This is a genomic window from Lactobacillus sp. N54.MGS-719 (assembly GCF_000980505.1).
GTDB lineage: Bacteria > Bacillota > Bacilli > Lactobacillales > Lactobacillaceae > Lactobacillus > Lactobacillus amylovorus.
This window is the reverse complement of sequence record NZ_LARO01000044.1, coordinates 1-11541: the sequence shown is the minus strand read 5'-3', so window position 1 is coordinate 11541 and position 11541 is coordinate 1. Positions and strand designations below refer to the sequence as shown.

Here is an 11541-nt window from a genome sequence, read left to right as displayed (position 1 = left end):
GTTCAAACCAATCATACGAGAAAGGAACTCCTTTTTCTAATGTTTAAAGAAATAAATTTAAGGAATCATTCATCCTTACACAAACTATTTTACAGTCTCTCAATTTGTCTCGGAGTACCATCTTTTTCAAAAGAAAGAATATCATACCCAATAGCATCAGATTTCTTTGATTGCCATTGAATCTGCCTTTGAAGATTGCCAAATTCTGCTAGCCTTTTCTTTTCGTATTCAAATACTTCTCTCTCACCCAATTCTCCTACATCTAGGTTAGCTTTCTGTTTGGTTACATAGTCTACTTTAGAAATGAATCTCTTTTGAGATTGTGGATTTTTAGCTTTATATTTTACAGCTGTTTTATTAAAAGCAACTGGAAACTCTGGACTATCTTCTCTAGGAGGCAATGGTACTATTTGTTCAAGTTTGACTGCTTTATAGTTCTTGCTACCATTAAACTGATTTTCTTCACCTAATTTATATGCAGCTGGAAAAAGGTGATAAAAGTAATTACCAAATTTGATATTATTCCAATTTTTAGTAGCATTATCTTCATACTTCAATTTTAAAAGGAGTCGTTGTTTTTCAAAAAGTGAGATATTTCTTGAAACCGAATTCCCATAGAATTGAAATACAAAATAATCCAACATTCTTTTAGAAAAAATATTTAAGTACTTTTCTGGATAATATATCGACAGAATTTTCATTTTAACCATGGGTGCAAGAGGATGAGTTTCAATTACTTTCTGATTATTTGAATTCCCAGCTTCAATCAAATCTGCAATTGATTCTCTTAATTTTTTAAAGGACAATTTTAAATTTGGATTATCTTTAGGGGTCTGCCATACTTTATTAATTAAGTATTTTTGATATTTCTGACTATAATAAATACCAAATTTTGAAGCTGTTGCGCCTTTAATGCTTCCTAATCCACTAAGTTCTCTTTCAAGACGATTACAAAAACTATCTTTGTTACCTTTTCCTTCAATATATTCAGCTACAGTCATCTTGTTTCTGATGTAGTCTACTGGAAAAGTATTAATAAAATTGCTTCTTAAATCTTCTAAAATTTGATCCTGAGAATCATAGGAATCTAGCATATAGTCAAATTGTGTTAGGCTTCGCATAACATTTACCTCCGCGTTGCATCTTATCAAGAGTATTCAGTTTTAATACTGAATGTAATAATAGAATTATTTTATTCTAACTCCTTAATGTAAGACAAGTATAAGAAAGTTAAGTTTATACCATAAAAAAGCTCCGCTTTACACGGAGCTTTTTCATATCTAGTTCAAATTAAGGTCTCTTCCAACCAGTAATTTGGTTATATGGAACTTGGAATACATGGCCGTTATTACCTTCAACTTCAACTACATATTCACCATCACCATTGATCATCAAATCTGGATAATTAAGATTTACTTCTTTACCTGCCTTCAAAGTCATTCTAGGATAATCAAGATCAGGAATGGAAACCACATTAACTGTTGGGACGAATGAAATCTTTCCCTTAGAATTAGTGTATTTCTTGATATTTGCTAACTTATCTTTATAAGTGCCATCATAAGTCTTAAAGTCTAAGTCAATTGAATTTGGTATTACCTTCGTTACCACCAAATTCAATTTCAGGGCCATTATTACCACCATGAACAGAAACATCTATTTCATCATCTTCACTTGGAATTTTGATAGCTTAGCCCTTAAGAACTTTAGAATCTCCATCATCGTCATATGCTTTGGTATCACGAATAGCAACCAAGTTACCATTCTTTCTATTCTTCAACCAACCCTTGTATACAGCAAGCTTAGCTGGATCTACTGGTGCAATATCGTCATCAGTAGTATCTGAAGAATTGTTAGAAGTACTTTGATCAGTTTTTTTCACGGCTTTTTTCTTTGCCGAAGCCAAGTTAGAAACTAAAACGTACTTGTTCTTGCCAATACGCGCATATTTCTTACCCCTGATGGTCTTATAACCGTAAATCTTGATTTTCATGCCCTTCTTCAAATACTTCTTATGAGTGCGTTTACCATGGCTAGTGTAAATAGCGGCATTACGTTTCAACTTTCTAGAAACAGTTTTTGCTTCAACCACCTCTGCATTGCTATTAGCAGCAATTGCAGTTGTACCAACTGATAGCAAGGTAATTGCGGCCATGCTAGTAAACAAAGTCTTTTTTTAATTCATTTTCTAAATCCTTATTACTAAAAGATTTTCTCTTTTATATTTTAATATCTCAAGACTCAAAAACAGGCATATCTGCAATATTACAGGAGCAAATCATGAATTTAATTTTTATCTAATACAAAAAAGCATCCCCATCGGGATGCTTTTAACTTTTTCTAATAAATGCCATAACCTGTCACAGGAATATAAGGCGTCCAATTGAAATCATACTCAGCTAGTTTTTCTAACTCCGTATTACCATCAATAATCGCAGTAACGCCTTGCGCAATCATCAGGTTCATCTTCTTCGGTCTCTCTGGATGTTCAGTAAATGGCACCAACACTACTGGCTTATGATTTGCACGCATGAAGCCAATTTCAAACGCACAACCATCGTCTAGGATATCCATGTCATATAAAAACACGCCACAAGTAGCACTGTTGATCCCATTTAGGTCATTTTGAAAAGTACCAACTCGCCAAGTCATGCTTCTCTGACCACCAATTTCCGGATTCTTTTCTTCAGGATCAACAAAATCATAATCGAATGGAAAATGTACTTTGGCAATGGTTGGATTCTTAGCCAATATTTCTTTTGCCCTTTCCACTCGTTCATGATCTATCTCTCGATTGAATGATCCACCTAAATAGATCTTACCGGTTGCGATTTTCTTTTGCATTTAGTTTTTCCTCTCAGAATATTAATTTTAAAAGCAGTATATCACATATTGTTTGCTTTTTGCGCTATATATAGACATAATTTGTTTATTTTAAATTTCCTGAATTGTCAAACTAAGTGCAACAGTTAGGCTATGAAGAAATGTATTGCTTGAAGAGTTCTTCTGCTGTCTGATATTGGAGGATTCGGCGATGTTTGTGGTTAATGGCATTGGTTGCCTGTTCAACATAAGCCTTTGTTTTGTCTTTCATACTCTTGCCCTTAGGGAAGAATTGACGCAAAAGACCATTGCAGTTCTCATTGGTGCCCCTTTCCCATGGAGAATATGGGTGGGCGAAGTAGATCTGGCAGCCTTTGATCTTGGTCATATCCGCAAACTCAGAGCCATTGTCAAACGTGATCGATTTAAACCAGGCAGGATGTCTGTCAATCTCATTTTGAAGCAGCCTTTTGCATGTGCTTGCCCGATAGTCAGGAATCTTGATAACTACTTCAAAGCGTGTGGTTCTTTCGGTCAAAGTCATTAAAGCAGGCTGATTCTTGCGTCTGACGCCTTTAACCAGATCTCCTTCCCAGTGCAGCGGCGTTTTTCTGTCTTCAATCTCTTTAGGACGCTGTTCAATGGAATTGCCAAGATTCTTCTTGTGCAAAGCATGACCGCCATGGCCGTGATGACGCTTGTTCCTGCGTCTTTTGAGCTTCATAGGCAGATCAATATTGCTTATGTCCAGCAAGCCCTGATCAATATAGCGATAGACGGTTGGTGTGCTGGGACAAGGGTAGCCTGGCATAGTCCTTTTGAATTCACCAACGAACTCATCGATGCTGGTGGCATCAAATTTAGCTTTAAAGCGTCTAGAGAGCATTCTCAAAAAGACAGCATAATGCTTCAATGGATTGCGCTGATAGCAGTTTTTGCGACGCTTCTCATAATAAATCTGTGCAGTATCAGCGTAATAGTGCTCATACAATAAATAGCTGCTGTCTCTTTGCAGGACGCTTCCGCGTTTGATTTCGCGACTGATTGTCGACTTATGGCAGCCAACTTCTTGAGCGATAACAGTACGGGAAGTTATGCCGGAATCCAGCATTGCTTGAATTTGTCCACGTTGTACGCTGGTTAATTGATGATAGTGCTTAGAAATGCTAGAATTTGAATTGGTCATGAAGATCTTCCTTTCTTGATTTTTCGTCACTTCAAGTTTAGGTCTTCATGGCCTTTTTGTTTAACACTTAGTGTTGCACTTCAATTTTAAATCCGGGTTATTTTAAATTTTATATTGACATAACACGTACATTAATTTATCATTTTAATCGAATCATTCTCAAAATAATATCATTCTGGAGGTAGAAATGAACTCAAAGTTCAAAAAGATTTTATCAGTTGGTGCGATTGTATTTGCGGCAGGTTTAGCCTTAACCGCTTGTTCGGGCAAGAAGCAAGGTGCTTCAACTAACAAGGATACCAAACACGGTATTGCCTTAATCACCGACCAAAACGGTGTTGACGACCATTCCTTTAACCAAGCTGCGTGGGCTGGATTTAAAGCTTACGGTAAAGAACATGGCTTAAAGCAAGGCAAGGGCGGTTATCAATACTTCCAATCAAGTGGTCCTTCCGATTTCGTTCCCAACTTCGACCAAGCTTCTAAGGCTGGTTATCAAACCATCTTCGGTGTCGGTTTCGAATTACAACAAGCAGTTAGTCAGGCTGCCAAGAAGAATCCTAAGAAGAACTTCGTAATCGTCGACAGTGTAGTTAATGGTCAAAAGAATGTTGCTTCTGTCACCTTCAAGAGTAATGAAGCTTCCTATCTCGGCGGTTTAGCTGCAGCTTACACAACTAAGACCAACAAAGTCGGCTTTATCGGTGGTGCCAAATCAGCCATCATTGATTTATTTGAAGCTGGCTTTAAGCAAGGTGTAGCCGATGGGGCTAAGGCGCTTCATAAGAAGATCACCGTTCAAACTCAATACATCGGTAACTTCACTGCTACTGATAAAGCTAAGTCAATTGCTCAATCAATGTACGCTAACAAGGTAGACATTATTTACCAAGCAGCAGGTAACGCTGGTAACGGTGTCTTCCAAGAAGCTAAGGATTACAACCAAACATTACCAGCCGACAAGAAAGTTTGGGTAATTGGGGTTGATGTTGATCAATCCGGATTAGGTAACTACACTGCTAAGAACGGTAAGAAAGCTAACTTTACTTTAACTTCTGTCTTAAAGGGCTTGAACGTTGCCACTAAGAGTATTGCCGATGATGCTTACAACGACAAGTTTCCAGGTGGCAAGCACCTTGTTTACGGCTTGAAGGACAACGGTGTTTCTATTACTAAAGGTCAATTAAGTGACAAGGCATGGCAAGCTGTTCAAAAGGCTCGTACTCAAATCCTCGATGGCAAGATCAAGGTTGCAACCAAGCCAAGTAAATAAATCTTAACAGTCAAAAACTCTTCGTCTTGGCGGAGAGTTTTTTAATAGAAAACGAAAAATTATGGAAAAACAAAATACAGTTATTGAAATGAAGCATATCGTTAAAGACTTTAACGGATTTAAAGCCAATAACGATATTAATCTAAAATTACATCAAGGTGAAATTCTAGCACTGCTCGGAGAAAATGGTGCGGGTAAATCAACTTTGATGAGTATTCTCTCCGGCTTGCTTGAACCAACTTCTGGTGAAATTATAGTCAACGGTCAAAGAGTTACTATTGATAACCCATCAGCTGCTAAAAAACTAGGTATTGGAATGGTGCATCAACACTTTATGCTCGCTCATTCTTTTACCGTTTTAGAAAACATCATCTTAGGTCACGAAACGACTAATGGTCCTTTCTTAGACATTAAAAAAGCACGTGAAAAAGTCTTAGCCCTTTCAGAGCGCTATCACCTAGCCATTGATCCTGATGAAAAAGTAGCTAACATCACCGTTGCCCAACAACAAAGAGTAGAAATTCTTAAAGTTCTCTACCGTGGGGCCAATATTCTTATCTTTGATGAACCTACCGCAGTTTTAACGCCTCAAGAAATTACTGAATTTATGACTATTCTTAAAGGACTAGCTCACGAAGGCAAATCGATTATTTTGATCACTCATAAACTAGAGGAAATCAAACAGGTTGCTGATCAAGTAACTATCATTCGAGCAGGGCAAGACGTTGGAACTTATTCAGTTAAGAAGATTAGCGACCAACAAATGGCAGAGTTAATGGTTGGTCACTCTGTAGAAATGAAATTGACTAAAAAAGCAGAAAAGCTTGGCAAGAAAATTCTTAAAGTTGAAAATCTTCAAGTTAAAGAAAGTCGTGGTAATTTAGCAGTTAAAGATCTTTCCTTCTCTATTCGTGCAGGTGAAATCCTAGGAATTGCTGGTATCGACGGCAATGGACAAGACGAATTGGTTGAAGCTATCACGGGATTACGCCGAGTAGACAACGGTCACGTAATTATTAAAGATAAAGATATGACCAATAAATCCACCAGAAAGATTACAGAACAAGGCGTAGCTAACATCCCCGCCGATCGACAAAAATATGGTCTGATTTTACAAATGTCCATTGCGGATAACCTCACTTTGCAAAGCTACTATCAGCAACCATTTTCTAGACATGGCATTATCAACTTTACAGTAATCAAGGAACATGCTCAAAAAGCCATTAAAAAGTTTGATATTAGAACCACCAGCAGTGATCTTCCAGCTGGTGAACTTTCCGGTGGTAATCAGCAAAAAGTAATTATTGCCCGGGAACTTGAAAGAAACAGCGACTTAATCATCGCCTTCCAGCCCACCCGTGGCTTAGATGTCGGTGCAATTGAGTATATTCACAAACAATTATTAAAAGAACGAGACGCGGGTAAAGCTATTTTGCTTGTTTCTTATGAATTAAACGAAATCATGCAGTTATCTGACAGAATTCTGGTTTTACATCATGGTCAAAAATCTGGGATCGTTCAACCAGAACAAACCACCAAAACCGAATTAGGTCTTTTAATGACTGGCGTGAAGAAAGAAGGAAAAGATCTTGATCAAAGTTTCAGCTAAAGAAAAACGGTATCTGGTACCGCTTATCTCTGTAATTGCCGGTTTCTTAGTCGGTGCAATAATTATGCTTATTTGGAGCTACAATCCAATAACTGCTTATGCATCTATGTTTTCTAGTGCTTTAGGCAATATGAATGGCTTAGGAGAAACAATTCGTGAAGCCACTCCCCTTCTTTTTACCGCAGTTGGTTTTGCCATTGCTTCAAAAGCGGGATTCTTCAACATTGGTTTACCTGGACAAGCTCAAGCTGGCTGGTTAACTTCCGTTTGGTTTGTGTTAGCCAATCCCAATATGCCTAAGTACATCTTATTGCCATTAGCAATCATTACCGGGGCACTTGCCGGAGCAATCGTTGCTGGTATTGCCGGCTTTTTACGAGCATACTTTGGAACCAATGAAGTTATCACGACTATCATGCTAAATTACATCGTACTTTATGTTTGCCAATATCTTATGCAGCAAATCATGCCTGAAAACTTACGCAATGGCACAGATACTACAAAGAATATCTCTAGCAATGGCAGTCTTCATTTAGAATGGCTAAGTAAAATGTTCGGTGATTCTCGAATAAATGCAGGAATCTTTTTAGGGATTATTGCCATTATTGTTTACTGGTTCTTGATGAAAAAGACAACCGTCGGCTTTGAAATTAAAGCCGTGGGTCTCAATCCATTTGCCAGTCGTTATGCGGGGATGTCTGCTAAAAAGAATATCATTCTTTCCATGTTGCTTTCCGGTGCTTTTGCGGGAATTGGTGGCGTAATTCAAGGTTTAGGGACTTACCAAAACTACTTTACACAAACCAGTAGTATTGATATTGGTTGGGACGGATTATCAGTCGCATTATTAGGCAACAGTACAGCTTTCGGAATTTTAATTGCTGCCTTTTTATTCTCCATTCTTAAAATTGGTGGTTTAGGGATGCAGACTGTTGCAGGCGTTCCTTACGAAATTGTCTCCATCGTTATCGCCGCCATCATCTTCTTTATCGCCATCAAATACGTCTTTGATCTGCTCTTCAAAGTTAAAAAGCACTCTCTCAAGAGAGGGCAAGAAATTGGTCCTAATAATGGCGTTGACGGACCAAATATCAAATTATCAAAAGAAGGAAATACTCTATGAACCTCACCTCACTTCTAGCATTAATCGTTTCTTCAACTTTAGTCTATTCAGCTCCTCTAATTTTGACATCCTTAGGTGGTGTCTACAGTGAAAACTCTGGTATCGTCAATATCGGGCTTGAAGGTATTATGACTGTTGGAGCTTTTACTTCAATTATTTTTAACCTAACCTTCGCCAAAACATTTGGCTCTGCAACTCCATGGTTGGGTGCCTTAGTTGGAGCAATCTTTGGCTTAATCTTTTCTATTCTGCATGCTTTTGCCACGATTAATCTTCATGCCGATCACATCATCAGTGGTACCGTACTAAATCTATTAGCTCCTCCTTTAGGCGTATTTTTAATCAAAGCAATTTACGAGAAAGGTCAAACTCCTAACATTACTGCTAATTTTGGTTATGCAGATATTCCAGTCCTTGCTCAAATTCCAGTTATTGGTAAGATTTTCTTCACTAATACTTCTGCACCAGCTTGGTTAGCCATCATTTTAACTATCATTCTTTGGTTCGTTCTTTACAAAACTAAATTAGGTTTGCGCCTGCGTTCAACTGGTGAAAATCCTCAGGCTGCAGATACTCTGGGCATCAACGTTTACAAAATGCGTTACATTGGTGTTTTGACTTCTGGTTTAATGGCTGGTCTAGGTGGTGCAGTTTTTGCTCAATCCATCTCTGGTAACTTCTCAATTTCTACCATTGTTGGTCAAGGATTTATGGCTTTAGCTGCTGTTATCTTTGGTAAATGGAATCCTGTTGGTGCAATGCTATCTTCTCTTTTCTTTGGTTTTGCTCAAAGTTTGAGCATCATTGGTAACCAATTACCAGGTATCGCTAAGATTCCAACAGTTTATATGCAAATTGCGCCGTACGTTATTACCATTCTTGTACTTGTTCTCTTCCTTGGTAAGTCGGTCGCTCCAGCTGCAGATGGTGTTAACTACATTAAGTCTAAATAATTAATATTTATTTCAATCAAAAAAAGGCATCCCAAATAGGGTGCCTTTTAACATAGAAAAATTTTCAATTAAGCATCAATTTCATCAATCTTGATATTGACTACAAATGCATTAGGAAACTTGGTGTCCTTTAAAATATTTTTGGCATAGTCATCATCTTCATGAATTTCAGCAAAGCCTCTAACACGTAATGCCTTGTGAGTTGGGACATCGGCAACTACGATAGCTGCTTCTGAACCATTCTTCAAGTTGGCAAAAGCTTCAGACTTAGTCTTTTCTAAATATTGAACAGTAGTTGCGTCAATGGCCTTAAGTGAAGCTTTAGGACCAACTGCTGGCTTGCCTTCCTTGTTGACAGTTGCCATGTATGGCAAGTGTTCATTAAAGAACTTGATTTGTTCATCAGTGAGTTTGTTTGTATCTAATTTTTTCATGATTAACTTAGCATCCTTTCTATATCTTTTTTCCATTATAAACATACTTGATAGAAATGTTTAGCGATTAGTTTAAAACTTTTTCCTTATGTTTGCGATATGAATAGTAAATCCACGCAACCAGACCGAATGCTACCGGACCAATAGCTGTCCAGAATGAAGTTTGATAATTACCAGTAAAGAGCGGTTCGATACAAGTAAAGATGACACCAATAGCCACAACCAACCAGACAATAATTGTCGTTGCCCATACTTTTTTCTTACCCTCAATAAAGACAAATGGACGATCTAAATCCTTCTTTGCCTTAAAGAAAGGATAAGCAGCGATCAAGAACAAATATGGTGCAGATGAAGATACGTTCATCATATCCATCAAGATCGTGTAGAATTGACTCGCTGCATTGCTACCAAATGAAATAAATAAGATGATTGCTTGCAACCACATTGAACGTTCAGGCATCCCATGCTTGTTAAGTTCAACCAGCTTCTTTGGCAAAAGTCGTGGATCACAACCTTCGATAAATGACTTGATTAGTGAGTAAACCATCAAGAATGCAGCAGCGTTACCTGACAAAACGTCGGCAATACCGGCAAAGTGTGAGAAGGCAGAACCAATCGCAAGTGAAGCTGATTGTGACAAGCCTAAACTCTTACCAGTAACAACACCTAAGTTGTTGATCAAAACGTATTCTACATTGGCAAGGTCAACGCCCTTAACACCTGCGTCCTTAGCGGCACCACACATGAAAATGTTAATGCGGTCATCATTACCATGGCAATGATCAAACCCTTTGGATAAGTCTCTTCTGGCTTATCAACTGAGCCAATAACACCTGAAGTAGTTTCAAAGCAAACAATGCATAAACGATGAATGAAACAACCGTAAAGCCGATGGCAATTGCCAAAGTAAAGATACCACCAATATTATTGATCGCCTTTATTTTATCAATTCCCTTGGCAGCACAGAAAGTTACGATTGCTAAGAAGATCACTTCCCAAACCCCTAATAATTGGGTTGAAGATAATTCCGATAAATGCTACTTTTTCATTAGTTGATCCTTCAAGCCATGAGAAGATACCACCTTTGATACCTTTGAAGGCTGCACCATATTCCGCGAAGATCAGTGCGGATGGTAAGAAGAATAAAATTGCGGTTACGATATACTAAATGATACTTGAGTATCTCATTTGGTAGAAGGCCGTCAATGAATTACTAAATCTAAAAATAGAAGAAAAAATCATCAAAACTAGACTGCCAAGTCTAATTTTGACCTGATTATCTTTCTTCTCCATAAATAAAAATACAACTCCTTTATAAAAACAAACATTACTTATTATGAACCATAAACGAACATTTTTCAAAAGAGCATTTAAAAGACACCCCTTTCATGGGATGTCTTGCGTAAATTTATTAGAAATAATTTGTCTTACTTCACAATTTCAGCACCCAAACAAGTCTTAAAGTGATTCAAGGCCCACTTATGACCAGTTTGATCAAAACTTGCTACGCCATTTTCATGCACAACCAAGTTATAGCAACGATTATACGCGTCCATTGCCGTGTGCAGAACACAAATGTCGGTGCAGACACCTGTCAAGTGTAAGGTATCGATCTTCCGCTCACGCAAAATTAGATCAAGAGGCGTACCCGCAAAAGCAGAATAGCGTGTCTTATCCATCAAAATCACGTGATCATTATCTTTGTGATCTTCGTACCACTTACCTACCTTACCGTATAATTCACGACCCCAGGTATTAGGCAAATTATGTGGTGGGAAGAGCTTGGTTTCAGGATGATATGGATCGTCTTTGAAGTGCTTGTCTGTTGGGAAAATTCCCCACTTGCCTTCTTTTAAAAATTAGTCAGCTAAATTAGTAATAGCGTCGTCTAATTCTTGTGCTGGCTTGCCGCAGGTGAGCGCACCCTTGTCATCTACGAAATCGTTGGTGTAATCGATGATTAATAAAGCTTCGTTTGTCATAATTGCTTCCTTTGCAAAATCCAAGTTACGTTTTTATTAATTGTACAAAAAAAGAATCAAACTGTAGTGACCCGCATTTTTCGGACACTTTATTGATATTATGCGACTAAGGACTTATTCCGATATTCTATCGGAGTAAGTTCTTTTAGTTTATCCTTAGT

General features: G+C 37.8%; 10 protein-coding genes and 2 pseudogenes. 4 read left to right on the top strand and 8 right to left on the bottom strand.

The window, feature by feature from the left end; all coding sequences use genetic code 11:
• Nucleotides 1-89: 89 nt before the first annotated feature.
• The 5 genes from WS44_RS07570 to WS44_RS07550 form a co-directional block, all read right to left on the bottom strand.
• The gene (locus WS44_RS07570) at nt 90-1121 is read right to left on the bottom strand and encodes a Fe-S cluster assembly protein HesB (RefSeq protein ID WP_288145715.1); all 1032 of its coding nucleotides are present in this window, start codon (nt 1119-1121) and stop codon (nt 90-92) included.
• A gap of 169 nt (nt 1122-1290) precedes the next feature.
• Nucleotides 1291-1629: a hypothetical protein gene (locus WS44_RS07565; protein ID WP_014566025.1), complete on the bottom strand. Its 339-nt coding sequence runs from the start codon at nt 1627-1629 to the stop codon at nt 1291-1293.
• 58 nt (nt 1630-1687) lie between these two features.
• The gene (locus WS44_RS07560; RefSeq protein WP_022087512.1) at nt 1688-2152 is read right to left on the bottom strand and encodes an SLAP domain-containing protein; all 465 of its coding nucleotides are present in this window, start codon (nt 2150-2152) and stop codon (nt 1688-1690) included.
• A gap of 185 nt (nt 2153-2337) precedes the next feature.
• The gene (locus WS44_RS07555) at nt 2338-2841 is read right to left on the bottom strand and encodes a nucleoside 2-deoxyribosyltransferase (RefSeq protein WP_014566027.1); all 504 of its coding nucleotides are present in this window, start codon (nt 2839-2841) and stop codon (nt 2338-2340) included.
• A gap of 130 nt (nt 2842-2971) precedes the next feature.
• Nucleotides 2972-4006 carry an IS30 family transposase gene (locus tag WS44_RS07550; protein ID WP_046433896.1) on the bottom strand — a complete coding sequence of 345 codons (1035 nt, stop codon included), beginning with the start codon at nt 4004-4006 and terminating at the stop codon, nt 2972-2974.
• 187 nt (nt 4007-4193) lie between these two features.
• Here WS44_RS07550 and WS44_RS07545 point away from each other — a divergent pair, with 187 nt between their 5' ends.
• From WS44_RS07545 to WS44_RS07530, 4 genes are all read left to right on the top strand, one after another.
• Nucleotides 4194-5279, top strand: coding sequence for a BMP family protein (locus tag WS44_RS07545; RefSeq protein ID WP_013642236.1), 1086 nt, complete (start codon nt 4194-4196; stop codon nt 5277-5279).
• A 61-nt stretch (nt 5280-5340) separates the two neighbouring features.
• Nucleotides 5341-6888: an ABC transporter ATP-binding protein gene (locus WS44_RS07540; RefSeq protein ID WP_014566028.1), complete on the top strand. Its 1548-nt coding sequence runs from the start codon at nt 5341-5343 to the stop codon at nt 6886-6888.
• Complete coding sequence (locus WS44_RS07535) at nt 6869-8011, top strand: ABC transporter permease (protein ID WP_046433894.1); 1143 nt, start codon at nt 6869-6871, stop codon at nt 8009-8011. Before WS44_RS07540 ends, WS44_RS07535 begins: the two co-directional genes overlap by 20 nt.
• Nucleotides 8008-8964, top strand: a complete 957-nt coding sequence (locus WS44_RS07530) for an ABC transporter permease (RefSeq protein ID WP_013642239.1) — start codon at nt 8008-8010, stop codon at nt 8962-8964. Before WS44_RS07535 ends, WS44_RS07530 begins: the two co-directional genes overlap by 4 nt.
• Nucleotides 8965-9032: 68 nt before the next feature.
• On the opposite strand, the gene WS44_RS07525 is transcribed toward WS44_RS07530, so the two are convergent.
• The 3 genes and pseudogenes from WS44_RS07525 to WS44_RS07515 all read right to left on the bottom strand — a co-directional run bounded on the left by WS44_RS07525 (nt 9033) and on the right by WS44_RS07515 (nt 11380).
• Nucleotides 9033-9398 (bottom strand): pyridoxamine 5'-phosphate oxidase family protein, encoded by a 366-nt coding sequence (locus WS44_RS07525; RefSeq protein WP_013438333.1) that lies wholly within the window; start codon nt 9396-9398, stop codon nt 9033-9035.
• Nucleotides 9399-9465: 67 nt separating this feature from the next.
• Nucleotides 9466-10691, bottom strand: a pseudogene (locus tag WS44_RS07520) (amino acid permease).
• Between the two features lie 134 nt (nt 10692-10825).
• Nucleotides 10826-11380 (bottom strand): annotated as a pseudogene (locus WS44_RS07515) (isochorismatase family cysteine hydrolase).
• Nucleotides 11381-11541 lie beyond the last annotated feature (161 nt).

Coding starts and splice junctions, on each gene's coding strand:
- WS44_RS07565 (WP_014566025.1), bottom strand. CDS start 1,629: ATGGCCCTGAAATTGAATTTGGTGGTAACGAAGGTAATACCAAATTCA.
- WS44_RS07540 (WP_014566028.1), top strand. CDS start 5,341: ATGGAAAAACAAAATACAGTTATTGAAATGAAGCATATCGTTAAAGAC.
- WS44_RS07550 (WP_046433896.1), bottom strand. CDS start 4,006: ATGACCAATTCAAATTCTAGCATTTCTAAGCACTATCATCAATTAACC.
- WS44_RS07545 (WP_013642236.1), top strand. CDS start 4,194: ATGAACTCAAAGTTCAAAAAGATTTTATCAGTTGGTGCGATTGTATTT.
- WS44_RS07525 (WP_013438333.1), bottom strand. CDS start 9,398: ATGAAAAAATTAGATACAAACAAACTCACTGATGAACAAATCAAGTTC.
- WS44_RS07555 (WP_014566027.1), bottom strand. CDS start 2,841: ATGCAAAAGAAAATCGCAACCGGTAAGATCTATTTAGGTGGATCATTC.
- WS44_RS07560 (WP_022087512.1), bottom strand. CDS start 2,152: ATGGCCGCAATTACCTTGCTATCAGTTGGTACAACTGCAATTGCTGCT.
- WS44_RS07570 (WP_288145715.1), bottom strand. CDS start 1,121: ATGCGAAGCCTAACACAATTTGACTATATGCTAGATTCCTATGATTCT.
- WS44_RS07530 (WP_013642239.1), top strand. CDS start 8,008: ATGAACCTCACCTCACTTCTAGCATTAATCGTTTCTTCAACTTTAGTC.